The organism is Streptomyces sp. NPDC056144 (assembly GCF_042264145.1).
Classification (GTDB): Bacteria; Actinomycetota; Actinomycetes; order Streptomycetales; family Streptomycetaceae; genus Streptomyces.
Genome location: NZ_JBHJVF010000011.1, coordinates 63,601 through 87,191 on the forward strand (window position 1 = coordinate 63,601; position 23,591 = coordinate 87,191).

Genomic DNA, 23,591 nt, shown 5'->3' on the forward strand with positions numbered 1-23,591 from the left:
TCCGAGCGCCCGCCCGACCCGAGCCCTCTCCTGCCTGACCCGTTCCCGAGGAACCGCCATGTCTCTCACCAGCGATCCGCCCGTCACCCTCCCGGTGGCGAGAACCGAACCGGAGACGCTCGTCGTCGTCCCCGTCCGCCACCCCTGGCGCTGGGTGGCCGTCGCCGTCACCGTCGTGCTGCTCGCGCAGTTCGCCCACGGCCTCGCCACCAACCCCGGCTGGGAATGGGACGTCTTCGCCGCCTTCTTCACCACCGAGACGATCCTGCACGCCGTCCTGATCACCCTCCAGCTCACCCTGTACGGCACCGTCCTCGGTTTCGCGCTCGGCGTCGTCCTCGCCTTCATGCGGCTCTCGGCCAGTCCGTTCCTGCGCGCGGTCGCCTTCGGCTACATCTGGGCCTTCCGCTCCATCCCGCTCATCGTCCAGCTCCTCTTCTGGTTCAACCTGGCCTACCTCTACAAAGAGATCAGCATCGGCATCCCCTTCGGGCCCGGCTTCTTCGCCTTCGACACGATGGGGCTCGTCGGCGAGATGAGCGCGGCCGTCCTCGGACTGGCCCTGCACCAGGCGGCGTACGCGGCGGAGATCGTCCGGGGCGGTGTCCTCTCCGTCGACGAGGGCCAGCTGGAGGCGGCCTCGTCCCTCGGCATCCCGAAGGTCCGCCGGCTGCGCCGGATCGTGCTGCCGCAGGCGATGCGGTCGATCCTGCCCAACGCCGCCAACGAGATCATCTCGCTCTTCAAGGGGACCTCGATCGTCTCCGTCATGGCGATCGGCGAACTCTTCTACCAGGTCCAGGTGATCTACGGCCGCAACGGCCGGGTCGTCCCCCTCCTGATGGTCGCCACCGCCTGGTACGTCCTGCTCACCACCGCGCTCTCCGTCGTCCAGCACTACGTGGAACGCCACTACGCGAAGGGGAGCACTCGATGAGCTCCGCCACCCCCGTCCTCGACACCGCCCCGGTCGCCGACGACACCGCCAAGGTGCGGATCCGTTCCGTCCACAAGCACTTCGGGCAGCTCCACGTCCTGCGCGGCATCGACCTCGACGTCCGCGCCGGCGAGGTCACCGTGATCCTCGGCCCCTCGGGCTCCGGCAAGTCCACCCTCCTGCGGACCGTCAACCACCTGGAGAAGGTCGACAGCGGCACGGTCAGCGTCGACGGCGTCCTCGTCGGCTACCGCCGCTCCGGGAACAAGCTGTACGAGCTCCGCGAGCGCGAGATCCTCAAGCAGCGCACCCGGATCGGCTTCGTCTTCCAGAACTTCCACCTGTTCCCGCACCTCACGGTCCTCGCCAACATCGTCGAGGCGCCCATCTCCGCCCTCAAGCGCCCCCGCAAGGAGGCCGAGGCCGCCGCCCGCAAGCTCCTCGAACGGGTCGGGCTCGCCGACAAGGCGGACGCGTACCCCAAGCAGCTCTCCGGCGGACAGCAGCAGCGGGTGGCCATCGCCCGCGCGCTCGCCCTCGAACCGGGGCTGCTCCTCTTCGACGAGCCGACCTCCGCGCTCGACCCCGAGCTGGTCGGCGAGGTCCTCGACGTCATCAAGGACCTGGCGGCCTCCGGTACGACCATGATCGTCGTCACCCACGAGATCGGCTTCGCCCGCGAGGTCGCCGACACGGTGGTCTTCATGGACGAGGGCCGGATCGTCGAGCAGGGCCCGCCGGCCGAGGTCCTCGACAGCCCGCGCCACGAGCGCACCCAAGCCTTCCTCTCCAAGGTCCTCTGACCCCTCCGTTCTCCCTTCTTCCCTTCGGCCTTTCCTCCCTTCTCACGCACAGGAGCACTGCCATGACCGCCCGCCGTACCCTCCTCACCGCCCTCGCCTCACTCACCGCCCTCGGGCTCCTCACCGCCTGCGGAGAGGGGGACGCCTCCAGCGCCATCACGTCCGGGACCTCCGACCAGAAGAAGGAGGGCGGCCTCAACCTGGGTCCGGAGCAGAACCGCGTCCACACCGCCAAGGTCGACGCCCTCGCGGCCAAGCTGCCCGAGGCCGTCCGCAAGAGAGGGACGCTCGTCCTCGGCGTCTCCTCGGGCGGTGCCGCGCCGCTGAACTTCCGCGCCACCGACGACAAGACGCTCATCGGCGTCGAGCTGGACCTCGCCACCCTGGTCGCCGACGCCCTCGGCCTGAAGCCCGAGTTCAACGCGGTCTCCTGGGAGAACCTCTTCGTCGGTCTCGACAGCGGCAAGTACGACGGGGTCTTCTCCAACGTGACGGTCACCGAGGAGCGCAAGGACAAGTACGACTTCGCCACCTACCGCCTCGACGACCTCGCCTTCGAGGCGAAGAAGGGCTCCGGCTGGAAGGTGAAGGGCCCCGAGGACGTGGCCGGGAAGACGATCGCCGTCGACTCCGGCACCAACCAGGAGAAGATCCTCGTCGACTGGTCCGCGCAGAACGAGAAGGCCGGCCGCAAGCCCGTGGACATCAAGTACTTCCAGACGCCCTCGGACTACTACCTGGCGCTCCAGTCCGGCCGGATCGACGCCTACCTCGGCCCGAACCCGGTCGCCGCCTACCACGTGCTCTCGGCCGGACAGAGCGAGATCGTCGGCAAGCTCTCGGGCGCGGGCGACAAGCTCCAGGGCAAGATCGCGGCCACCACGAAGAAGGACAGCGGTCTCGTCGAGGCCTACGCGGGGGCGATCGACCACATCGTCGGGAACGGGACGTACGCGCAGGTCCTCAAGCGGTGGGGTCTTGACAGCGAGGCGGTGCCGAAGTCGGAGATCAACCCGCCGGGCCTGCCCCGCACCAAGAACTGACGCGCCGTCGTACGTCGGGCTCCCCGGGCCCGTATGGAAAGGTGAAAACCATGAGCACGGATCCCCAGCAGGACTGGCAGCACTGGCACGAGCAGCGTGAGGCCGCGGTCGCCTCGCCGTACGGGCCGCTCTCCCTCACCGGCACCCACTGGCTCGCGGACCACCCCGAGGGTCGCGTTCCCGCCATTCCCGGTGAGTGGCGGGAGGACGGCGACGAGGTGGTCCTGACGGCGGACGCCGGGGACGCGATCACCGTCGACGGCAAGCCGCTGATCGGCACGGTCCGGCTGACCGCCGACCACGGTCCGATCCACGAGTCCCGGGTCGAGTCCGCCGGGCGGCGGCTCGTCGTCCTGAGCCGCGAGGGTCTCTGGGCGGTACGGGACTTCGACCCCGACTCGCCCGCGCGCCGCGCCTTCGCGGGCATCGACGCCACCCCGTACGACGAGCGCTGGGTCGTGCCCGGCGTCTTCCGGCCGTACGGGGAGCGGCGCAGCGTGCGCGTCGAGAACGCGGACGGCAAGGAGCGCGGGCTCGGGCTCGCCGGGGAGCTGGTCTTCGAGCTGAACGGCGGCGAACAGGCGCTCCAGGTGGCCGTCGAGGACGACGGTTCGCTGTGGGCGGTCTTCGCGGACGGCACCAGCGGCCGGGACAGTTACCGCTTCCGCTTCCTGCGGCCCGAGGCGCCGGCGGCCGACGGCTCGGTGACGGTGGACTTCAACCGCGCGCTGCTGCCGCCGTGCGCCTTCGCGGACCACTTCATCTGCCCGTTCCCGCCGCCGGGGAACACGCTCGACACGTCCGTCCCGGCGGGGGAGCGGCTGCTCAACCCGGTGTGACCTGGGCTTTCTTCGTGAGGGGCGCCCCCGGCCAGGACAGCCGGGGGCGCCCGTGCGTGCGGCGGTCTTGTGCGCGTGCCTCCGGAGGGCCACTATCACTGGCGGTGCATGTCAGGGACACGTCACCTGATGGCGCCTCACGGGCCCGCCACCCCCGGGCCCCTCCGTTTTCCGGAAAGGAGAACTGTGAGGAACCTTCGCACTCGTCTGCTCGCCGTCGCCGCCGGTATCGCCGCCGTCACGGCCCTCGGACTCCCCGGCGCCCAGGCGGCCCCCACCCCCGGCGCTGCCGCGGCCGCCCAGCTGGCCCGCGCCGACGCCGCCGTCGACGCCGCCGGAGTCGGCGGCACCGCCTGGTACGTGGACAAGGCGGCGGGCAGGATCGTCGTCACCGCCGACTCCACCGTCACCGAGGCGGGGATCGCGAAGATCCGTGCGGCGGCCGGTGCCGACGCCGGCGCCCTCCGCGTCCAGCGCACCCCCGGCGTCTTCACGCCCCTGCTCGGCGCGGGCGACGCCATCTACGGAGGCGGCTACCGCTGCTCCCTCGGCTTCAACGTGCGCAGCGGCTCCACGTACTACTTCCTCACCGCCGGCCACTGCGGCAACGCGGTGAGCACCTGGTACACCAGCTCGGCGCAGTCGACGCTCATCGGCGCCACCGTCGGCTCCAGCTTCCCGGGCAACGACTACGCCCTGGTCCGCTACGACAACACCTCGCTCTCCCACACCGGCGGCTACACCGCCGCCAACGCCTACGTGGGCGAGTCCGTCAAGCGCACCGGCTCCACCACCGGCACCCGCGGCGGCACGGTGACCGGGCTCAACGCCACCGTCCGCTACTCCGGCGGCGGCACGGTCAAGGGGCTGATCCAGACCAACGTCTGCGCCGAGCCCGGCGACTCCGGCGGCGCGATGTACGACGGCACCAAGGCGCTCGGCCTGACCTCCGGCGGCAGCGGAAACTGCTCCACCGGCGGCACCACCTTCTTCCAGCCGGTGCCCGAGGCCCTCGCCAAGTACAACGTCACCCTGCTCTGAGCACGTACGTTCCGACCTTCCCCCGTCCTCCCCAGCCACCCCCCACGCCAGGAGGAGCACGAAGTGAAGATCACGAAGAAGCTGTCCCTGCTCGCTCTCACCGCCGTTGTCGCAGCGCTCGGCGTCCCGTCCGCGAACGCGGACTCCGCCGGGACGTACAGCGCATCCGAGCTCACCGCCGCGAGCGAGGCCGTCCTCGCCGCCGACGTCGCCGGCACCGCCTGGCGCGTGGACGGCGCCACGGGCCGGGTCGTCGTCACCGTCGACTCCCGGGTCTCCCCGGCCGACATCGCGAAGATCAAGCGGCAGGCGGGCGCCGACGCCGGCGCGCTGCGCGTCGAGCGCACCCCCGGCCGGTTCACCAAGCTGATCTCGGGCGGCGACGCCATCTACGCGAGCGGCTGGCGCTGCTCGCTGGGCTTCAACGTCAGGGACGGCGCGGGCAACTACTACTTCCTGACCGCCGGGCACTGCACCGACGGCGCCGGAACGTGGTGGTCCAACTCGGCGCGCACGACCGTGCTCGGTTCCACGGCCGGGTCGAGCTTCCCGACCAACGACTACGGCATCGTGCGCTACACGAACAGCTCGGTGACCAAGTCCGGCACGGTCGGCAGCGTCGACATCACCAGCGCCGCCAACGCCACCGTCGGCATGTCCGTCACCCGCCGGGGCTCGACCACGGGCATCCACAGCGGCTCGGTGACCGGGCTGAACGCCACCGTGAACTACGGCGGCGGCGACATCGTCTACGGCATGATCCAGACGAACGTCTGCGCCGAGCCGGGCGACTCCGGCGGCCCGCTCTACTCCGGCAGCAAGGCGATCGGCCTCACCTCGGGCGGCAGCGGCAACTGCTCCTCGGGCGGGACGACCTTCTTCCAGCCGGTGACCGAGGCGCTGAGCGCGTACGGCGTGAACGTCTTCTAGCCCTTCCGCGCACGGGGAAGTCCCTTTGTGAAAGCTTTCACAAAGGGACTTCCGACCCCTCCCCGCAGGTCCTTTTCCGATCCTTTTCGCAGGTCATCGGGTGTCGAATGGAGACATCAGAGACATAGGGATCCGATAAAAGGAGAGCCTGCGATGGACGCCAAGGAGATGGTCGACGGACTGGTCGAGAGGGCCCTCGCGGCGCTCACCCGGTTCGAGACCCTCGACCAGGAGCAGGTCGACCACATCGTCAAGAAGGCCTCGCTGGCCGCGCTGAGCGCCCACGGAGAGCTCGCGAAGCTCGCCGTCGAGGAGACCGGCCGCGGCCTCTTCGAGGACAAGGCCGTCAAGAACCTCTTCGCCTGCGAGCACGTCACGAACTCGATGGCCGGCCTCAAGACCGCCGGAGTCATCCGCCGCGACGAGCTGAACGGCATCACCGAGATCGCCGAGCCCGTCGGCGTCGTCTGCGCGATGACCCCGGTCACCAACCCCACCTCGACGACGATCTTCAAGGCGCTGATCGCCCTGAAGACCCGCAACCCCATCGTCTTCGCCTTCCACCCCTCCGCGCAGAACTGCTCCGCCGAGGCCGCCCGGATCGTCCGCGACGCCGCCGTCGCCGCCGGTGCCCCCGCCGACTGCGTGCAGTGGGTCGAGGAGCCCTCCATGGAGGCCACCGGCCTCCTCATGAACCACGAGGGCGTCTCCACCATCCTCGCCACCGGCGGAAACGCGATGGTCCGCGCCGCCTACTCGTGCGGCAAGCCCGCCCTCGGCGTCGGCGCCGGCAACGTCCCCGCGTACGTCACCAAGAGCGGCAAGCTCCAGCGCGCGATCCACGACATCGTGCTCTCCAAGGCCTTCGACAACGGCATGATCTGCGCCTCCGAGCAGGCCGTCATCCTCGACAAGGAGGTGTACGAGGAGGGCATCGCCGAGTTCGAGCGGCTCGGCGCCTACGTCGTCACCGCCGCCGAGAAGACCAAGCTGGAGGAGTACGTCTTCGGTACCACGGCCTACGGCAGCAACTGCGGCGGCGCCAAGCTCAACGCGGCCGTCGTCGGCAAGTCCCCCCAGTGGATCGCCGAACAGGCCGGCTTCGAGGTCCCCGAGAACACCTCGATCCTCCTCGCCGAGTGCGCCGAGGTCGGCGAGTCCGAGCCGCTCACCCGCGAGAAGCTCTCCCCGATCCTGGCCGCCCTCAAGGCCGACTCGACCGAGCACGGCCTCGAACTCTCCGCCGCCATGGTCGAGTTCCACGGGCTCGGCCACAGCGCCGCCATCCACACCGAGGACGAGGAGCTCGCCGAGGAGTTCGGCAAGCGCGTCAAGGCGATCCGCGTCATCGTCAACGCCCCCTCCACCTTCGGCGGCATCGGCGACGTCTACAACTCCTTCCTCCCCTCGCTCACGCTCGGCTGCGGCTCGTACGGACACAACTCCGTCTCCAACAACGTCACCGCGGTCAACCTGATCAACGTCAAGCGGATCGGACGGCGCAACAACAACATGCAGTGGTACAAGATCCCGCCGAAGATCTACTTCGAGCGCAACGCCATCCGCTACCTCGGCGAGATGGACGACGTCCACCGGGTCACCATCGTCACCGACAAGACCATGGGCGCCATCGGCTTCGTCCAGAAGGTCACGGACATCCTCAACGGCCGTCAGGAGCCGGTGACCATCCAGGTCATCGACAACGTCGAGCCCAACCCGGAGCTCTCCACCGTCCAGGCCGGCGCCGCCGCCATGCGGGACTTCCGCCCGGACACCATCGTCGCCCTCGGCGGCGGCTCCCCGATGGACGCCGCGAAGATCATGTGGCTGATGTACGAGCGGCCCGAGGTCGAGTTCGCGGACACGAAGGAGAAGTTCTTCGACATCCGCAAGCGCGCCTACCGCTTCCCGCAGCTCGGCGAGAAGGCCAAGCTCGTCGCCATCCCGACCACCTCGGGCACGGGCAGCGAGGTCACCCCCTTCGCGGTGATCTCCGACCCCGAGGCCGCGCAGAAGTACCCGCTCGCCGACTACGCGCTCACCCCGAACGTCGCCATCGTCGACCCGGTCCTCCCGCTCGACCTCCCGGCCACCGTCACCGCCGACTCCGGCTTCGACGCCCTGACCCACGCCACCGAGGCGTACGTCTCCGCCTACGCCAACGACTTCACCGACGGCCAGTGCCTCCAGGCCATCAAGCTGATCTTCGAGAACCTGGAGACCTGCGTGAAGGAGGGCGGCAAGGCGCCCGAGGCCCGCGAGAAGATGCACAACGCGTCCACCATCGCCGGCATGGCCTTCGCCAACGCCTTCCTCGGCCTGGTCCACGCCATGGCCCACACCCTCGGCAACACCTTCCACGTCGCCCACGGCCGCACCAACGCGCTGCTGCTCCCGCACGTGATCCGCCACAACGGCACCGTCACCCACAAGGCCGTGCCGTGGCCGAAGGCCGAGGTCTACAAGGCCCCGGAGCGCTTCCAGGAGATCGCGAAGATGCTCGGTCTGCCGGCCGCGACCCCGGAGGAGGGCGTGGAGTCCTACGCCCGCGCGGTCGAGGAGCTCCGCACCCGCTGCGGCATCCCGGCCTCCTTCCAGGAGGAGGGCGTCGACGAGGCGGCCTTCCTGGAGGCCCTCCCGCAGCAGGCGATGAACGCCTACGCCGACCAGTGCGCGCCCGCCAACCCGCGGATGCCGATGATCGACGACATGAAGGCGCTGATGACCCGGGCGTACTACGGCAAGTAAGCCGCACGACGTCCGTACGAGACACGAAGAGGGCCCCCACGGCCGGTGGGGGCCCTCTTCGGCGTACGCGTGCGTTCTCTCAGGCCTTGGCCTCGTCCAGCTCGGCGGCGAGCGCGCTCTCCTCGATCTTGGGCTTCAGCGAGGACATCACCAGGGTGACGGCGGTGCCGAGGACCGCCCAGGCCGAGAGGACCAGCATCGAGGCGGTCATGTCGTTGCCCTTGAAGTACGCGATCGAGCGCGCCGCCCAGGTGCCCGCGCCCGGCGGCAGGGCGGGGCCGATCGCCTTCCAGAACGGCGGGAGCATCGGCAGCGGGAAGGCGCCGCCGGCGCTCGGGTTGCCCGCGACGACGATCAGCAGGATCGCGAGGCCGATGCCGACGATCCCGAAGACCGACTGGAGGGCGAGGGTGGCGGCGCCGACGGCGAAGACCACCAGGGTGCCCAGGCCCCACAGGGCGGCGATGCTGCCGGGCAGGGCGTTCAGGATCGGGCCGACGATGATCGCGCCGCCGAGGCCGCCGAGGGCGGAGTAGAGCGCCAGGACGCCGAGGCGGATGACCGCGCGCTCGCGGTTCGCGGGCCGGGAGCCGGCGCTGATCGCCAGGATGGCGGCGCAGATGTAGCCGCCGACGCACCAGCCGACGACCAGGTAGAAGGCGGAGAGCCCGTCGAAGTCCTCCGGCGACGCGGGCGCCACGTCGACCGTCTTCACGGTCCGCTGCTGCGTGGCCTCCACCTTGGTGAAGATCTGTTCGAGTGCGCTGGACAGCACGGTGCCGCCGCCGGAGGCGACGAGCAGGGTGTCGGTGCGGCCGGCCGGGTCGACGATCAGGGCCCCGTCGATGTCCCGGTTCAGGATCTGCTTCCGCGCCTCGGCCTCGTCGGTGACCGCCCGGGTGTCGAGCGGATCGCCCGGGAGCTTCTCCAGCTGCCCGACGAGCTGCGCCGAGACCTGTTGCGGGGCGACGACGCCGAACGGCACGTCGGTCGGCTTCGGATGGTGCAGGGCCCCGACGTACGAGGTGATGAACAGCAGCTGGAGGGCGAAGACGCCGACCACGAGCAGGGCGGCTCGGGGGGTGACGGCGCTTTTCAGTTCATCGACGAGGCTCATGCCCCCCAGGTTCCGGGGGAGGGGGTGTTTCCGCAGGTGGGAGGGGGCCGAACGGGTTATCGCACGAACGTTCGAAAGTAGGCTACGCTGGGTTTCGCGGGGTGGGAACGTGTGTACGAATACGAGAGCGGGCGCGAGAAGCGGGAAGGCGGAGATGGGCCATGCCGGGATTCACGCACCTCCACACCGCCTCGGGCTTCTCCCTGCGGTACGGCGCCTCCCACCCCGAACGACTGGCCGCACGCGCCGCCGAGCGGGGCATGGACGCACTGGCCCTGACCGACCGCGACACCCTCGCGGGCGCGATCCGCTTCGCCAAGGCCTGCGCGAAGGAGGGCGTCCGCCCGCTGTTCGGAGTGGACCTGGCCTACGAGGAGGGCACCGGCCCCGCCGGCGCCCCGCCGGGCGGGAACCCGGCACGCCGGGGCGCGTCGGGCGCGGGGGCGCCCGGCGGGGGCGTGTCCGGCTCGGGGACGCCCGGCGCGGGTTCGTCCGGCCGGGGGCCGTCCGGCCGAGGCCTGTCCGGCACGGGTTCCTCCGGTCAGGGGTCGTACGGCCTGGGTTCCTCTGCTCCGGGTTCGTCCGGCTCGGGCTTCTCCGGTCAGGGGCCGTCCGGCGCGGGTTCCTCTGCTCCGGGTTCGTCCGGCTCGGGTTCCTCCGCTCCGGGACCGTCCGGCCTGGGTTCCTCAGGCGTGGGCTCCTCTGCTCCTGATTCGTCCGGCGCGGGCTCCTCCGTTCCGGGGCCGTCCACCTCGGGCTCCTCCGCTCCGGGACCGTCCGGCCTGGGTTCGCCAGGCGCGGGTTCATCCGGCTGCCCTGGTGTGTCCGGCCCTGATGTGTCCGGCTCGGGTGTGTCCGGCCCGCGCGGGTCTGGCTCGGACGGGTCCGGCTCGGGCGTGTCCGGCCGGGGTCCGTCCGGCTCCGGACCGTCCGGGCTCGGCCTGTCCGGTCCGGGCTCGGCCGGGTCAGCCGGCTGGGCCAGTTCGGCCAGTTCGGCCAGTTCGGCCAGTTCGGCCAGTTCGGCCAGTTCGGCCAGTTTGGCCAGTTCGGCCGGGTGGGCTGGGTCGGCCGGACCGGCCGGGATCGGGCGGAGTGCGGCCAGGCAGGGGGCCGTGCGGCGGGTGCCCGTGCGAGGTGGGGCCTTTGTCGACGAGTCCGCGCCCCGTGTCCTCTTTCTCGCCCGCTCCCGCGCCGGCTGGGCCGCGCTCTGCGCGCTGGTCACCGCCGCCCACGCCGGGGGAGGGGCGCGGCCCGTGCTGCCCTGGTCCGCCCTGGACGGCAGTGGCGCCGACGACCTGTTCGTCCTCCTCGGCCCCGACTCCGACGTCGGCCGTGCCCTCGCCGCCGGCCGCCCCGACCGGGCCGCCCGCCTGCTCGCCCCCTGGCGCGAGCGGTACGGCGACGCGCTGCGTCTGGAAGCCGTCCACCACGGGCGCCCCGGCGCGGGCCCCGGCTCGCTGCGGCTCGCCGCCCGTACCGTCGGCTTCGCCGCCGAGCAGGGCGTCCGGCCCGTCCTCGCCCACGCCGTCCGCTACGCCGACCCCGGCCAGGGGCCCGTCGCCGACGTCCTCGACTCCGCCCGGCGCCTCGTCCCGATCGACCCCCGCAAGGGCCTCGACAGCGGGGAGGCCTGGCTCAGGGGCGCCGACGACATGCGCGCCGCGGCCGAGCGGATCGTCGAGGCCGCGGGCTTCGGCCGGGCCGCCGCCCGCCGCCTGCTCGAACAGACCGCGGCGGTCGCCGAGGCCTGCCGCGTCGACCCCGAGGACGACCTCGGCATCGGCTCCGCGCACTTCCCGGAGCCGTACCTCGTCGGCGCCGGGCACCGCACCGCCCAGCGGGTCCTCGCCTCGCGGGCCGCCGCCGGGATGGTCCTCAAGGGGTACGAGAAGCGGCGCGCCTACTGGGACAGGATGCACCGCGAGCTGGACATCATCGCCCACCACGGCTTCGCCACGTACTTCCTGACGGTCGCCCAGGTCGTCGACGACGTGCGGGGCATGGGGATCCGGGTCGCCGCCCGGGGTTCGGGCGCCGGCTCCCTCGTCAACCACCTCCTCGGCATCGCCCACGCCGACCCGGTCGAGCACGGCCTGCTCATGGAGCGCTTCCTCTCCAAGCGCCGTACCGCCCTGCCCGACATCGACATCGACGTGGAGTCCGCCCGCCGCCTGGAGGTCTACCGGGCGATCGTCGACCGCTTCGGCACCGAGCGGGTCGCCGCCGTCGCCATGCCCGAGACCTACCGGGTCCGCCACGCGGTACGGGACGTGGGCGCCGCCCTCTCCATGGACCCGGCCGAGATCGACCGGATCGCCAAGTCCTTCCCGCACATCCGCGCCCGGGACGCGCTCGCCGCCCTGGAGGAACTGCCCGAGCTGCGCGAACTCGCGGGCGAACGCGAGAGGTTCGGTCGTCTCTGGGAGCTGGTCGAGGCTCTCGACGCGCTGCCCCGCGGCACCGCCATGCACCCCTGCGGGGTCCTCCTCTCGGACGCCTCGCTGCTCACCCGTACCCCTGTGGTCCCCACCAGCGGCGAGGGGTTTCCCATGTCCCAGTTCGACAAGGACGACGTGGAGGAGCTCGGGCTGCTCAAGCTCGACGTCCTCGGCGTGCGGATGCAGTCCGCGATGGCCCACGCCGTCGCCGAGGTCGAACGCGCCACCGGCACCCGGCCGGACATCGACGCGGTCCCGGACGGCGACCCCGAGACGTACCGGCTCATCCGCTCCACCGAGACCCTCGGCTGCTTCCAGATCGAGTCGCCGGGCCAGCGCGACCTGGTCGGCCGGCTCCAGCCGGCCACCTTCCACGACCTCGTCGTCGACATCTCGCTCTTCCGGCCGGGCCCGGTCGCCGCCGACATGGTCCGCCCCTTCATCGAGGCCCGGCACGGCCGCGCCCCCGTCCGCTATCCGCATCCCGACCTGGAGGGGACGCTGCGGGAGACGTACGGCGTGGTCGTCTTCCACGAGCAGATCATCGAGATCGTCCGGATCATGACGGGCTGCGACCGCGCCGAGGCCGACCAGGTGCGGCGCGGGCTCTCCGACCCCGAGTCGCAGGGCCGGATCGAGGTCTGGTTCGCGCGGCGGGCGGCGGAGCGCGGTTACGCCGCCGAGGTCGTCGCCCGTACGTGGGAGATCGTCGCGGCCTTCGGCTCGTACGGCTTCTGCAAGGCGCATGCCGTGGCCTTCGCCGTGCCCACCTACCAGTCGGCCTGGCTCAAGGCGCACCATCCGGCGGCCTTCTACGCGGGGCTGCTCACCCACGATCCCGGCATGTACCCCAAGCGGCTGCTGCTCGCGGACGCGCGGCGGCGCGGGGTGCCGGTGCTGCCGCTGGACGTGAACCGTTCGGCGGTCGCCCACCGTATCGAACTGGTGTCCGATGAACCGGCAGTGTGGGGCCTCCGCCTCGGCCTGACCGACGTCCACGGCATCGGCGAGACCGAGAGCGCCCGCATCGAAGCGGGACAGCCCTACGCCTCCCTGCTCGACTTCTGGGAACGGGCCCGCCCCCGCACCCCCGTCGCCGAACGCCTCGCCCAGGTCGGCGCCCTCGACGCCTTCGGCGCCAACCGCCGCGACCTCCTGCTCCACCTCACCGAACTCCGCCGCATCCACCGGGGAGCCGCCTCCCACGGCGCCCAACTCCCGCTCGCCCAGGGCGGGAAGACCGCCCCCGTCGGCCTGCCCGACCTCGACGAGTCCGAACGCCTCAGCGCCGAACTCGGCGTCCTCGGCATGGACGCCTCCCGCCACCTCATGGAGGACCACCACGCCTTCCTCCGCGAGCTCGGCGTCGTCTCCGCCCAGCGGCTGCGCTCCGCCGCCCACGGCCAGACCGTCCTCGTCGCGGGCGCCAAGGCCGCCACCCAGACCCCGCCGATCCGCTCCGGGAAGCGGGTCATCTTCAGCACCCTCGACGACGGTACGGGCCTGGTCGACCTCGCCTTCTTCGACGACGCCCACGAGGCCTGCGCCCACACCGTCTTCCACTCCTGGCTGCTCCTGGTCAGGGGCGTGGTCCAGCGGCGCGGCCCGCGCAGCCTCAGCGTGGTCGGCTCGGCCGCCTGGAACCTCGCCGAACTGGTCGAACTGCGGGCGTCCGGGGGCCTGGAGGCGGTCGGGGAGCGGCTGGCCGAGCACGCGCGGGAGACCGGACCGGCCGACCCCGGCCGGCGGATCACGATGCCCACCGGCTACGAGATGAACCCCTGGGCCGACCTCAGGCCGGCCGGGGAAGGCACCGCGACGCCGTCGCGGAAGCTCTGGCACAGCAGTCCGGGGAGCGCGGGATGATCCTCTGCGTACGGTTCGACGTCGACCCGGCGGGAGAATCGGTCCTGCCCCGACTGGTCGCCCTCCTCGGCGAGTTCACCCCGACGATCGAGACCGCCCCGCCCGGCGAACTGCTCGCCGACGTGCGCGGCGCGCTGCGCTACTTCGGCCGGAGCCCCGCCGAACTCGCCGCCGTGATCCGGGTCCGCGCGCTCGCCCTGTACGGCGTCGACTGCGTCATCGGCGCCGGGCCCAACCCGATGCTGGCCCGGATGGCGGCCCGCGAGGCCAGGCCCGGCGTCACCCTGGTCGTCGACGATCCGGCCGCCTTCCTGGGGGACCGGCCGGTCGTCGCGCTCGACGGCGTCGGCCGCGCCACCGCCCGCACCCTCTGCGGGTACGGGCTCGACTCCGTCGGCCGCGTCGCCGCCGCGCCGCTCGCCGTGCTCCAGCGGCTCGTCGGTGCCAAGACCGGCCGTGAGCTGTGGGAACGGGCGCGGGGCATCGACCGCACCCCCGTCGTCCCGAACGCGGCCTCGCGCGCGACGGCGGCCGAGCGCTCCTTCCCGTACGACGAGACCGACCGCGTCGAACACCGCCGGGCGCTCCTCTCGCTCGCGGACGAACTCGGCGCCCGGCTGCGGTCGGAGGGGCAGGTGTGCCGGGGGCTCGCGCTCACCGTGCGGTACGCGGACCGGAGTACGACGACCCGCACGCGTACCCTGCCCGAACCGACAGCCCACTCGGCGGCGTTGACCTCCCTCGCGTACGCGCTCCACGACTCCCTCGGCCTCCAGCGGGCCCGCGTCCGGGGCATCGCGCTCCGGGCCGAGGGCCTGACGGGCGCCGAAGGCGCCGCCCACCAGCTGTCCTTCGACCCGGCGGACGAGAAGGCGCGGCGGATCGAGGCGGTGGTGGACCGGGCGCGGGCGAGGTTCGGCCCGATGGCGGTACTGCCGGGCGCGCTGGCGAGCTCTGTGGCAGGTTCGGTGACAGGTTCGGTGACAGGTTCGGTGACAGGTTCCGCGGCGGCCTGACATCCCCACGACACTTCCGCACTTCTGCCGGACGACACTTTTTACCGACGCGTAACTTCCCACCGAAGCTACCGGTACGTAGCTTGGCGGGAGCGCGGCCCCACCGCGCATCCCCACTTGTGGTCCGGACCGCAGGGCACAGCACCCCCACCTTCCCCTTGAGCCGCAAGGAGATCGCCCGATGCTGCCCTGGAAGTCCCGCGCGTCACGTGCCGTCAGAGCCCTGTCCGTCAGAGCCCTGTCCGTCCTGGCGCTCGCCGCCGTCGCGACGCTCGCCCCCACCGCCTCCGCCTCCGCCCAGGCCGACACCCTCACCTCGACGAGCCGGGGCTGGAACGACTGGAACTGCAAGCCCTCCGCCGCTCACCCCCGCCCGGTCGTCCTCGTCCACGGCACCTTCGGGAACTCCGTCGACAACTGGCTCGTCCTCGCGCCCTACCTGGTCAACCGCGGGTACTGCGTCTTCTCGCTCGACTACGGTCAACTGCCCGGCGTACCGCTCTTCAACGGCCTCGGCCCGATCGCCGCGTCCGCCGGCCAGCTCGACACGTACGTCGACCGGGTCCTCGCCGCGACCGGCGCGCCCGAGGTGGACCTCGTCGGGCACTCGCAGGGCGGGATGATGCCCCGCTGGTACCTCAAGTTCCTCGGCGGCGCCGCGAAGGTGAACGCGCTCGTCGGGATCGCGCCCGACAACCACGGCACCACCCTGCTCGGCCTCACCAAGCTCCTGCCGCACTTCCCCGGCGCCGAGGACGTCATCAGCGCCACGACGCCGGGCCTCGCCGACCAGATCGCCGGCTCCGCCTTCATCACGAAGCTCAACGAGGGCGGCGACACGGTCCCCGGCGTCCGGTACCACGTCATCGCCAGCCAGTACGACGAGGTCGTCACCCCGTACCGCTCGCAGTTCCTCGTCGGCCCGAACGTCACCAACGTCCTCATCCAGGACAAGTGCGCGCTCGACCTCTCCGAGCACGTGGCCATCGGCACGGTGGACCGGGTCACCTTCCACGAGGTCGAGAACGCCCTCGACCCGGCCCACGCGACCCCGACCACCTGCCTGTCGGTGATCGGCTAGCACTCAGCCCCGGGCACGCCTCCGGACGGCCCCGAGAAGCAGCGCGGCACCGAGAGACAGCGCGGCGGCGCCCCCCACGGCGAAGTACGTCCGGGAGGCGCCGCCCCCGGTCTCGGCGAGCTCGACGCCGGGGGCGGTGGTGGCGGTGGGCTCGGTGGCGGCGGGCGCGGCCACGGTGGTGGAACCACCGGCCGGGACATGCGAGTTGCCCGCCTCGCTCTCCTCCTCGGCCCCGGTCTCCTCAGGCTCCGGCTCCGGCTCCGGCGCGGCGGACGTCTCCGCGTGGTGGTGCCCGGCGGTCGACTCGTCGCTCGGCTCGTCGCTCGGCGCGGAGGCGCTGGGCGCCGGAGTGGTCCCGGCGCCGCCTTCGGTTCCGAACACCACGTCCGAGCAGGAGTAGAACGCCTCGGGGGAGTCCGAGCGCTGCCAGATCGCGTAGATCAGATGGCGCCCGGACCTCGCGGGAACGGTCCCGTCGAAGACGTAGGCGCCGTTCTCCATCCTCGGATCGGTCACGGTCACGAACGGCTCGCTCTCCAGGTCCGACCAGGCGAGCGGCTTCGTCGGGTCGTACCCGTCCTTCGTCACGTACAGCGCGAAGGTGCCCTTGTGCGGGGCGGTTCCCTTGTAACGGAAGGTGTGGGCACCGGACTTCATCCCGCTCGCCGGCCAGTCGGCGCGGGCGAGGTCGAGCCCCCGGTACTTGTCGTTGCCCGCGCTGCACAGCTTGCCGTCCGGGATCAGCTGCCGGTGCTTGCCCGCGGCGGCGGCGATGTTCACCGCGTTCCAGTCGTAGAACGCCTGCGGCCCGCTCGCCGCCACCGCCGCCTGGCAGGCCGCCGACTTCGGCGCCTCGGGCCCCTCCGCGTAACAGGCGGCGACCCGGCTCACGGGATCCGTCATCGACCCGTGTGCGTGCGCGGGCGAGACGGCGAGCCCGGACAGACCGAGCAGGGCGACGGCGGTGACGGCCGGGGCCGTACGGCGAGAGGTCATGGGGGACAACTCCTTCACGAGGGTGAGGGTGTGGGGGGTTGCCCAGAAACTAGCCCGCCCTCTCCGTGAAAAAGCCGCCGATGAGCGGCAGTCGAGGATCCTTAGGACCGCTTTAAGGCGCCTCTAAGCGGTGCCTCAGGAACTACCATCCGCGGACATGTCAGCTACCGTGATCACCGTCGCCCTGGCCTTCGTCGGCTACCTCGTCACCTACCTCAACGGCCTCAGGCTCGCCCAGCGTCAGGAACGCCTCGCCCGGGTGAACCGGCAACTCGGCGAGTTCTACGGCCCCTTGTACGCCCTGACGGCGACGAACCAGCGGCTGTTCCGCGCGTTCATGGCCGGCCACGCCCGTCCGAACGGGCTGTCGCCGTTCCGCGACGACGTACCGCCGACGGACGAGGAGAAGGCGGAGTGGCGGCTCTGGGCGACCACGGTCTTCCTGCCGAACATCCGGGCCATGCGCGACGTGGTCGTGCGCCACGCGGACCTGCTCGACGAGCCGGGGCTGCCGCCCGTCCTGCTGGAGCTGTACGCGCATGTCGCCGGGTACGAGGTGACCTTCGCCCGCTGGGAGAGCGGCGACTTCGACGAGCACCTCTCCGTCGTCCCCTTCCCGGCCGGCGGGATAGGCCGGTACGCGGAGGAGGGCTTCCTCCGGCTCCAGGGGGAGCAGCGTGCCCTGCTGGGGCGCCGCAAGCGGCGTCGTACCGTGGCGGTATGACAGACGTACTGATCCGTCCGGCGGTCGCCGTCGACGTGCCCGCCGTGAAGGGTGTCATCGACGCGGCCTTCCATCACTACATCGAGCGCATCGGGCTCGTGCCGTCCCCGATGGAGGGGGACCACGCGGCGAACGTCGCCGGGGGGCTCGTGTTCGTCGCCGAGGCGGGCGGAGTCGTGCGGGGGGCCGTGGTCGTGCTGCCCGAGGCGGACCACCTGTACCTCGACGCCGTCGCCGTCCACCCCGACGCCCAGGGCACCGGCGTCGGGCGGGCCCTCATGGCGTGGGTGGAGGAGCGGGCGCGGGAGCTCGGGCTCGGTGAGGTGCGGCTGCTGACCAACGCGATGATGTGGGAGAACCAGAAGCTGTACGAGCGGTACGGCTACGAGGTCGTCGAGCGGCGGCTCGACGGTGCATACGATCGTGTCCATTATCGGAAGGTCCTGCCGGAGGCGCTCAACTCGCCCCCGATGGGGTGAGTTTCGGACATCGGGCGGCTTGATCCGGTATCCCTGGCGGGCAGCACCACACACCCCCCACCCCGAAGGGACCCCCGTCCATGCGCGTCCGTACCGCCCTCGCCGCAGGCGTCCTGCTCGCCGCCGCCTTCGCCCCCCTCGCGTACGCGGGAGAGGGCGACGGGCTCTCCGTCGACGGGCACGGCACCGTCGCCGCCGACAGCACGGTCACCCTCTCCGGCCAGTACCGCTGTGTCGACGACAGCCAGGGCCCGGTCTTCGTCAGCTCCACCCTCGTCCAGGGGGAACGTTCCACCGGGATCGGCGGCACCCGGGCCGTCTGCGACGGGCAGGTCCACGAGTGGGTCAACTCGGCCGTCGTGAAGGACCCCGCCTACACCCCGGGCGAAGCCCATGTGCAGGCCGGCCTGATGCAGCTCACGCCCACCGGCGAGATGGAACTGCCGACGCCCGGCTTCCTCGCCCGTGAGGAAGCCGACGTCGAGCTGCACTGACCCCCGACAGCGGGGGCTCAGGCCAGCAGGTCGCGCAGGCCCTCGCGGCCCAGCGCCTCCAGCTCGTCGAGCGCCACGACCGCCCGGGCCGCCGCCTCCGGATCGGAGGCGGCGAGCCCGCTCGCCGCGAACTCGTCCTCGTCGAGCCGCAGCACCTCGCTGCCGTCCGCCGACACCCACAGGTCCAGGTCCAGGTCCTCGACGACCACCTCGGCCCCGCCGATCTCGGCCGGCCGGGTGATGTCGCAGTACCAGCCCTTGAGGGTGGCGTCGGCGGACCACACCTCCTTGACCGTGTACCAGCGGTCGGCCCAGTAGTGCTCCACGAAGACGTCCCCCGGCTCGAACCGCACGAAGCCGAAGTCCCGTACGCCCTCCGCCGCCCACGGCGCGCGGACCGACAGCCGGCCGCCCCGCTCCGCGAGGACCTCGGCCGGGTAGCGGATCTTCGTCCTGCCCGCCTTCGTCAGGGTGACCTCAACCGATCGTCCGGACATGCCGTACCTCCGTCGCCGCGATCTCGTACCCGAACCACTTGTTGACCGCCAGCATCGGCCCGTTGCCGGCGTCGTTCCCCGTGAACGCCACCGTGTGGCCCGCCTCCCGGGCCCGGTGCAGCGACGCGGTCTTCACCAGCTTCGCGAGCCCGCGGCCGCGGAACCCGGGCGCCGTGCCCGTCATCCCCGTGCGGTACCGGCCCTGGCGGTCAGACTGCGCCGCCGTGAACGCCGCCGGCACCCCGTCCACCACCGCGACCGTCGTCAGCGACCGGTCGTGGATCGGGTGGTCCCAGGTGGTCGCCCGCCAGTGGTCGAAGTCGTCCAGGTCGAAGGCGACGTCGCCCGGCTCGTCGGCGGTCGTCAGCGCGTCCAGCTCGAAGAGCGGCCGCGGGTCCGCCGCGAAGTCCTCGCCCGTCCGCAGCTCCACGCCGTCCGGCAGCTCGCCGAGCGGCGGCAGTTCGGCACCGGCCAGATCGAGCCGGAGGAAGTACGCGGAACGGCTCGGCGCGTACCCGCGCCGCTCGGCCCACGAGCGGTTCGACGGCTCGTCGAGGACCCAGCTGAACAGGGTGTGCGCGCCGTGCGCGGCGAGGTGCTCCTCCGCCGCGCCCAGCAGCGCCGCCCCCGCGCCGAGGCGCCGGTGGGCCGGGTCCACGTACACGTTGGCGTAGCCGAGGCCGGGCTCGGTCGCGTCGTGGGCGATCCCCACCTGCGCGGTCCCGACGACCGTCCCGTCCCCGGCCACGGCCATGAGCGGCCGGTAGTGGCCGTCCGGGTGGGTGTGCGCCCAGTCGAAGGCGAGCTGTTCGGCGGTCACGAGCATGAAGGGCAGCACGGCCCGGCGGGCCCGGGCGAACGCCTCGGCGTCCCCGGCCTCCGCGGCACGGATGATCAGAGTCATATGCACGGACGCTACGGGCGGAGGACCGACCCGCGCCTCCCATTTTCCGGTGGGGTGGGGGCAGAATCGGAGGGGTGACACTCACCATCGCCGTGGACCACGAATCCACCACCGCTCCGTACGAACAGCTGCGTGCCCAGATCTCGGAGCGGGCCCGGTCGGGCAGACTGCCGGTCGGATACAAGCTGCCGACGGTACGGGGGCTCGCGGAGCAGCTGGGGCTCGCCGCGAACACCGTCGCCAAGGCGTACAAGGCGCTGGAGTCCGACGGGGTGATCGAGACCCGCGGGCGCCACGGGACCTTCGTCGCGGCGGCCGGCGACGCGGCTACCCGCAGGGCCGCCACCGCCGCCGCGCAGTACGCCGAGGAGGCCCGCCGCCTCGGACTCAGCCGCGAGGCGGCCGAGTCCGCGATGAACGAGGCGCTGCGGGCGGCGTACGACGTCTCCTAGCGGGACGGTGCCCTGCAGGTAGAGCTACAGACAGAGCTGCAGACAGAGCTACAGACAGAGCTACAGATAGAGGCCCGCCCCCGCCGTACGGGGTTCCGGGAGGTCCGCCGGGGGCGTGCCGCGGCGCAGCGCGAAGAGCTCCGCCAGCGTCGCGCCCTCGTGCGGCACGTCCGCCTCGTGGCCGAGCCACGCCGCCGACTCGGCCCGGGTCAGCGGTCCGACCTCGATACGGGCCAGGCAGCGCCCCGGCCTGACCACCGCCGGGTGCAGCCGCTCCAGGTCCTCGTTGGTGGTGACGCCCACGAGGACGTTGCGCCCCTGCCCGAGCAGCCCGTCGGTCAGGTTGAGCAGCCGGGACAGGGCCTGTCCCGCCGTGTGCTTGGCCTCGCCGCGGATCAGCTCGTCGCAGTCCTCCAGGAGCAGCAGCCGCCAACGGCCCTTCGCCGAGCCCTCGTCCTCGCCGATGGCGATGTCCATCAGGTACCCGACGTCGTTGAAGAGCCGCTCCGGGTCGAGGACGCAGTCCACCTGGCACCACTCGCGCCAGGACCGGGCCAGGGTCCGCAGCGCCGAGGTCTTGCCGGTGCCGGGCGGCCCGTGCAGCAGCAGGAGCCGGCCGGAGATGTCCTCCGGGGTCATCCGCATCAGCCGGTCCATGGACGTGGCCACCGGCGCCGAGTAGTGGTGCCGCACCTCGTCCCAGGTCCCGGCGCTGATCTGACGGGTGGTCCGGTGCGGGCCGCGCCGGGGCGACACGTACCAGAACCCCATCGTCACGTTCTCCGGCTGCGGTTCCGGCTCGTCCTTCGCCCCGTCGGTCGCCTCCTTCAGGATCCGCTCGGCGAGTTCGGCGTCGGCGGCCGTCACCGTGACGTCCGCGCCCCGGTTCCAGCGGGAGACGAGCAGGGTCCATCCCTCGCCCTCGGCGAGCACGGCGCTGCGGTCGTCGTCCTTCGCGGCCCGCAGGACCCTCGCGTCCGCCGGGAGGAGCGTCGCGTCGGGCTTCACCCGGTCCAGGGTGGTGCTGTGCGCGTGCGGCTGCTCGCCGGTCGCGAAGCGGCCGAGGAAGAGCGCGTCGACGACGTCCGAAGGGGAGTCGCTGTCGTCGAGGTTGAGCCGGATCGGCAGCGCGCGCTGCGGCTCGGACGGTGCCGGTGCCGGAGCCGGTGAGGGTGCCGGTGGGGTGTCAGCCATGGCGCCCATGATCCGGCAACCGGGCAGGCCGCGCACGGTGTTTTGCCCCGGGGTGTTCCCTGGCTGGAACTCGACGGTGGAAGTGGGGGTTTCGACGGCACTCCACCCCCAGTTTTGTCATGGACACTTCCGGTCTCTCGAGTCCGCTGCTACTACCTGGTAACGCAGAGATCCTGCTACAGGGAGGTTCCATGAGACTGTCCCGCATCGCGGCTCTTTCGTCCTCACTCCTGCTCGGCGCGGTCCTCGCCCTCACCGGGGCGAGCGCCGCCCAGGCGGCCGAGACCGCCGCCCTCGACTACGTGGCGCTGGGGGACTCGTACTCCTCCGGTGTCGGCGCCGGCAGCTACGACAGCGCCAGCGGCGACTGCAAGCGCTCCACGAAGGCCTACCCGGTGCTGTGGAAGAACGCGAACGCCCCCTCCTCGTTCGCGTTCACCGCCTGCTCGGGCGCCCGAACGGGTGATGTGACCGCCAATCAGCTCGGCCCCCTGTCCGCCGCCACTGACCTGGTCTCCCTCACGATCGGGGGAAATGACGCCGGTTTCGCCGACGTCATGACGACCTGTGTGCTCCAGTCCGAATCCACCTGCATCAACCGTGTGAATCAAGCCAAGGCGTACGTCGACTCCACGCTCCCCGGCAAGCTCGACTCCGTCTACACGGCCATCCGCAACAAGGCCCCCGCCGCCCACGTCGTCGTCCTCGGCTACCCGCGCTTCTACAAGCTCGACGGCACCTGCATCGCCGGCCTGAGCGAGGCCGAGCGCCGTGCCATCAACGGCGCCTCCGACTACCTCAACGCCGCCATCGCCAAGCGCGCGGCCGACCACGGCTACACCTTCGCCAGCGTCGTCCCGCCCTTCACCGGCCACGAGATCTGCTCCGGCTCGGCCTGGCTGCACAGCGTCAACTGGCTCAACATCGGCGAGTCGTACCACCCGACCGCCTCCGGACAGTCCGGCGGCTACCTGCCCTCCTTCAACGGGGCGGTGTAGCGGACGTCCCCCCGCTCCCGGCCGGGGTGACGGTGCTCGTCACCCCGCCCCGCCCGGGACCGGTGTCCTCGTTCCCCTCCCGTACGTACTCGTACGTCAACGCCCCCGCGAGCAGCACGGCCCCGACGACCCCGGCCATCAGCACCGGGCCCCGGCGGGGCCGCGCCGAACGCCGGGGCGGCCGCGCGCCCCGGCCGGGCGTGCCCGGACGCCCGGAACCGTCGCCCGACGGGTCGGTCCGTACGGACGCGGGCGGAGACGAGGCACTCCGCCTCGCCTCGCCCCTCACCTCGCCCCTCGGTCCGCCCGAGGCCAATCGCCGCAGCGCGCTCTCCATCTGATCGGCCGTGGGGGGAGCGTCCCCGCGGAGCCCGTCCAGGGCGGGGCTCAGCGCGCCGGCCCCGCCGTCCGTCGCCGCGTCGAGGAGCGCGCCGAGATCCCGCAGCTCGGCCTCCGGGGCAGGTGCCTCGTCACCCGTGCCGCCCGCGCCGAAGCCCGTACCGAAGCCCGTGACGACGACCCGGCCGTCGTTGGCGAGCAGGACGTGCCCCGGGCTCACGCCCCGGTGCGGCGCGCCCGCCGCCCGCGCGGCCCGCAGCGCGGCGAGCACCTCGGCGCCGATCCGCGCGGCCTCGGCGGGCGGCAGCGGGCCGCCGGCCTCCAGGGTCTCGGCGAGGGTGAGGCCGCGGACCAGCTCCATGACCACCCACGGCCGGCCGTCCTCGGTGGCCACGCCGTGCACGGTCACCACCGAGGGGTGGGAGACGCGGGCGGCGGCGCGCGCCCCGCGCTCCAGGCGCGCGTACAGGAGGGGGAGTTCGTCGGCGGGGACCCCGTCGGGGGCGCGGAACTCCTTGAGGGCCACCTCGTGGACGCGCGTCTCGTCGAGCGCACGCCAGACGGTCCCCGTCGCGCCTTCCGCAAGCACGTCCAGAAGCCGGTAACGACCCGCGATCACCGTCATGGATCCACGGTAACCGAGCGGCTCGTCCTT

General features: G+C 72.1%; 20 protein-coding genes and 2 pseudogenes. 16 read left to right on the forward strand and 6 right to left on the reverse strand.

Translation table 11 applies throughout. The features are described 5' to 3' along the window. Positions 1–58 precede the first annotated feature (58 nt). The 7 genes from ACFC0Z_RS27625 to adhE all read left to right on the forward strand — a co-directional run bounded on the left by ACFC0Z_RS27625 (position 59) and on the right by adhE (position 8,341). Positions 59–937, forward strand: a complete 879-nt coding sequence (locus ACFC0Z_RS27625) for an amino acid ABC transporter permease (RefSeq protein WP_376443299.1) — start codon at positions 59–61, stop codon at positions 935–937. After that, positions 934–1,740, forward strand: coding sequence for an amino acid ABC transporter ATP-binding protein (locus ACFC0Z_RS27630; protein WP_376443301.1), 807 nt, complete (start codon positions 934–936; stop codon positions 1,738–1,740). The genes ACFC0Z_RS27625 and ACFC0Z_RS27630 overlap by 4 nt, the downstream gene beginning before the upstream one ends. 62 nt (positions 1,741–1,802) lie before the next feature. Beyond that, complete coding sequence (locus ACFC0Z_RS27635; protein ID WP_376443303.1) at positions 1,803–2,783, forward strand: ABC transporter substrate-binding protein; 981 nt, start codon at positions 1,803–1,805, stop codon at positions 2,781–2,783. Between the two features lie 50 nt (positions 2,784–2,833). After that, the gene (locus ACFC0Z_RS27640) at positions 2,834–3,622 is read left to right on the forward strand and encodes a DUF1684 domain-containing protein (protein ID WP_376443305.1); all 789 of its coding nucleotides are present in this window, start codon (positions 2,834–2,836) and stop codon (positions 3,620–3,622) included. A gap of 186 nt (positions 3,623–3,808) precedes the next feature. Further along, entirely contained in the window at positions 3,809–4,663 is an 855-nt protein-coding gene (locus tag ACFC0Z_RS27645; protein WP_376443308.1) for a S1 family peptidase, read from the forward strand. A gap of 63 nt (positions 4,664–4,726) precedes the next feature. Next, entirely contained in the window at positions 4,727–5,593 is an 867-nt protein-coding gene (locus ACFC0Z_RS27650) for a S1 family peptidase (RefSeq protein WP_376443310.1), read from the forward strand. A gap of 153 nt (positions 5,594–5,746) precedes the next feature. Continuing rightward, entirely contained in the window at positions 5,747–8,341 is a 2,595-nt protein-coding gene (gene adhE, locus ACFC0Z_RS27655) for a bifunctional acetaldehyde-CoA/alcohol dehydrogenase (RefSeq protein ID WP_376443312.1), read from the forward strand. A gap of 79 nt (positions 8,342–8,420) precedes the next feature. Here the strand turns inward: adhE and ACFC0Z_RS27660 are convergent, their stop codons facing one another. Further along, positions 8,421–9,458, reverse strand: a complete 1,038-nt coding sequence (locus ACFC0Z_RS27660; RefSeq protein ID WP_376443314.1) for a DUF3533 domain-containing protein — start codon at positions 9,456–9,458, stop codon at positions 8,421–8,423. Between the two features lie 161 nt (positions 9,459–9,619). Here ACFC0Z_RS27660 and ACFC0Z_RS27665 point away from each other — a divergent pair. From ACFC0Z_RS27665 to ACFC0Z_RS27680, 4 genes and pseudogenes are all read left to right on the forward strand, one after another. After that, a pseudogene (locus ACFC0Z_RS27665) lies at positions 9,620–9,862 on the forward strand (PHP domain-containing protein); the annotation flags it as partial. A 711-nt stretch (positions 9,863–10,573) separates the two neighbouring features. Further along, positions 10,574–13,762 (forward strand): annotated as a pseudogene (locus ACFC0Z_RS27670) (DNA polymerase III subunit alpha); the annotation flags it as partial. After that, the gene (locus ACFC0Z_RS27675) at positions 13,759–14,778 is read left to right on the forward strand and encodes a hypothetical protein (RefSeq protein ID WP_376443316.1); all 1,020 of its coding nucleotides are present in this window, start codon (positions 13,759–13,761) and stop codon (positions 14,776–14,778) included. The pseudogene ACFC0Z_RS27670 and the gene ACFC0Z_RS27675, both read left to right, overlap by 4 nt. A gap of 181 nt (positions 14,779–14,959) precedes the next feature. Then, positions 14,960–15,859 (forward strand): esterase/lipase family protein, encoded by a 900-nt coding sequence (locus ACFC0Z_RS27680; RefSeq protein ID WP_376443318.1) that lies wholly within the window; start codon positions 14,960–14,962, stop codon positions 15,857–15,859. A 3-nt stretch (positions 15,860–15,862) separates the two neighbouring features. Here ACFC0Z_RS27680 and ACFC0Z_RS27685 read toward each other — a convergent pair whose 3' ends face one another. Then, positions 15,863–16,855: a lytic polysaccharide monooxygenase gene (locus ACFC0Z_RS27685; RefSeq protein WP_376443320.1), complete on the reverse strand. Its 993-nt coding sequence runs from the start codon at positions 16,853–16,855 to the stop codon at positions 15,863–15,865. Positions 16,856–17,012: 157 nt separating this feature from the next. Here ACFC0Z_RS27685 and ACFC0Z_RS27690 point away from each other — a divergent pair, with 157 nt between their 5' ends. The 3 genes from ACFC0Z_RS27690 to ACFC0Z_RS27700 all read left to right on the forward strand — a co-directional run bounded on the left by ACFC0Z_RS27690 (position 17,013) and on the right by ACFC0Z_RS27700 (position 18,552). After that, positions 17,013–17,579 carry a hypothetical protein gene (locus ACFC0Z_RS27690; protein WP_376443323.1) on the forward strand — a complete coding sequence of 189 codons (567 nt, stop codon included), beginning with the start codon at positions 17,013–17,015 and terminating at the stop codon, positions 17,577–17,579. Further along, positions 17,576–18,058: a GNAT family N-acetyltransferase gene (locus ACFC0Z_RS27695; protein WP_376443326.1), complete on the forward strand. Its 483-nt coding sequence runs from the start codon at positions 17,576–17,578 to the stop codon at positions 18,056–18,058. Before ACFC0Z_RS27690 ends, ACFC0Z_RS27695 begins: the two co-directional genes overlap by 4 nt. Before the next feature lie 80 nt (positions 18,059–18,138). After that, the gene (locus ACFC0Z_RS27700; RefSeq protein WP_376443328.1) at positions 18,139–18,552 is read left to right on the forward strand and encodes a DUF6299 family protein; all 414 of its coding nucleotides are present in this window, start codon (positions 18,139–18,141) and stop codon (positions 18,550–18,552) included. A gap of 17 nt (positions 18,553–18,569) precedes the next feature. On the opposite strand, the gene ACFC0Z_RS27705 is transcribed toward ACFC0Z_RS27700, so the two are convergent. Together ACFC0Z_RS27705 and ACFC0Z_RS27710 are read right to left on the reverse strand one after the other, a co-directional pair. Next, positions 18,570–19,049: a DUF402 domain-containing protein gene (locus tag ACFC0Z_RS27705; protein ID WP_376443331.1), complete on the reverse strand. Its 480-nt coding sequence runs from the start codon at positions 19,047–19,049 to the stop codon at positions 18,570–18,572. Next, the gene (locus ACFC0Z_RS27710; RefSeq protein WP_376443334.1) at positions 19,030–19,953 is read right to left on the reverse strand and encodes a GNAT family N-acetyltransferase; all 924 of its coding nucleotides are present in this window, start codon (positions 19,951–19,953) and stop codon (positions 19,030–19,032) included. The genes ACFC0Z_RS27705 and ACFC0Z_RS27710 overlap by 20 nt, the downstream gene beginning before the upstream one ends. A 74-nt stretch (positions 19,954–20,027) precedes the next feature. Here ACFC0Z_RS27710 and ACFC0Z_RS27715 point away from each other — a divergent pair, with 74 nt between their 5' ends. Continuing rightward, complete coding sequence (locus tag ACFC0Z_RS27715; RefSeq protein ID WP_376443337.1) at positions 20,028–20,405, forward strand: GntR family transcriptional regulator; 378 nt, start codon at positions 20,028–20,030, stop codon at positions 20,403–20,405. 60 nt (positions 20,406–20,465) lie between these two features. Here the strand turns inward: ACFC0Z_RS27715 and ACFC0Z_RS27720 are convergent, their stop codons facing one another. Next, positions 20,466–21,608 (reverse strand): DUF5925 domain-containing protein, encoded by a 1,143-nt coding sequence (locus tag ACFC0Z_RS27720; protein WP_376443339.1) that lies wholly within the window; start codon positions 21,606–21,608, stop codon positions 20,466–20,468. Positions 21,609–21,790: 182 nt separating this feature from the next. Here ACFC0Z_RS27720 and ACFC0Z_RS27725 point away from each other — a divergent pair, with 182 nt between their 5' ends. Continuing rightward, a complete protein-coding gene (locus ACFC0Z_RS27725) occupies positions 21,791–22,597 on the forward strand; it encodes an SGNH/GDSL hydrolase family protein (RefSeq protein WP_376443342.1) in 807 nt (268 codons plus the stop codon). On the opposite strand, the gene ACFC0Z_RS27730 is transcribed toward ACFC0Z_RS27725, so the two are convergent. Further along, positions 22,581–23,561 carry a protein kinase gene (locus tag ACFC0Z_RS27730; protein ID WP_376443345.1) on the reverse strand — a complete coding sequence of 327 codons (981 nt, stop codon included), beginning with the start codon at positions 23,559–23,561 and terminating at the stop codon, positions 22,581–22,583. The genes ACFC0Z_RS27725 and ACFC0Z_RS27730 overlap by 17 nt on opposite strands. Positions 23,562–23,591: the final 30 nt, after the last annotated feature.

Coding starts and splice junctions, on each gene's coding strand:
- ACFC0Z_RS27625 (WP_376443299.1), top strand. CDS start 59: ATGTCTCTCACCAGCGATCCGCCCGTCACCCTCCCGGTGGCGAGAACC.
- ACFC0Z_RS27630 (WP_376443301.1), top strand. CDS start 934: ATGAGCTCCGCCACCCCCGTCCTCGACACCGCCCCGGTCGCCGACGAC.
- ACFC0Z_RS27635 (WP_376443303.1), top strand. CDS start 1,803: ATGACCGCCCGCCGTACCCTCCTCACCGCCCTCGCCTCACTCACCGCC.
- ACFC0Z_RS27640 (WP_376443305.1), top strand. CDS start 2,834: ATGAGCACGGATCCCCAGCAGGACTGGCAGCACTGGCACGAGCAGCGT.
- adhE (WP_376443312.1), top strand. CDS start 5,747: ATGGACGCCAAGGAGATGGTCGACGGACTGGTCGAGAGGGCCCTCGCG.
- ACFC0Z_RS27660 (WP_376443314.1), bottom strand. CDS start 9,458: ATGAGCCTCGTCGATGAACTGAAAAGCGCCGTCACCCCCCGAGCCGCC.
- ACFC0Z_RS27675 (WP_376443316.1), top strand. CDS start 13,759: ATGATCCTCTGCGTACGGTTCGACGTCGACCCGGCGGGAGAATCGGTC.
- ACFC0Z_RS27680 (WP_376443318.1), top strand. CDS start 14,960: ATGCTGCCCTGGAAGTCCCGCGCGTCACGTGCCGTCAGAGCCCTGTCC.
- ACFC0Z_RS27685 (WP_376443320.1), bottom strand. CDS start 16,855: ATGACCTCTCGCCGTACGGCCCCGGCCGTCACCGCCGTCGCCCTGCTC.
- ACFC0Z_RS27690 (WP_376443323.1), top strand. CDS start 17,013: ATGTCAGCTACCGTGATCACCGTCGCCCTGGCCTTCGTCGGCTACCTC.
- ACFC0Z_RS27695 (WP_376443326.1), top strand. CDS start 17,576: ATGACAGACGTACTGATCCGTCCGGCGGTCGCCGTCGACGTGCCCGCC.
- ACFC0Z_RS27700 (WP_376443328.1), top strand. CDS start 18,139: ATGCGCGTCCGTACCGCCCTCGCCGCAGGCGTCCTGCTCGCCGCCGCC.
- ACFC0Z_RS27705 (WP_376443331.1), bottom strand. CDS start 19,049: ATGTCCGGACGATCGGTTGAGGTCACCCTGACGAAGGCGGGCAGGACG.
- ACFC0Z_RS27710 (WP_376443334.1), bottom strand. CDS start 19,953: ATGACTCTGATCATCCGTGCCGCGGAGGCCGGGGACGCCGAGGCGTTC.
- ACFC0Z_RS27720 (WP_376443339.1), bottom strand. CDS start 21,608: ATGGGCGCCATGGCTGACACCCCACCGGCACCCTCACCGGCTCCGGCA.
- ACFC0Z_RS27725 (WP_376443342.1), top strand. CDS start 21,791: ATGAGACTGTCCCGCATCGCGGCTCTTTCGTCCTCACTCCTGCTCGGC.
- ACFC0Z_RS27730 (WP_376443345.1), bottom strand. CDS start 23,561: ATGACGGTGATCGCGGGTCGTTACCGGCTTCTGGACGTGCTTGCGGAA.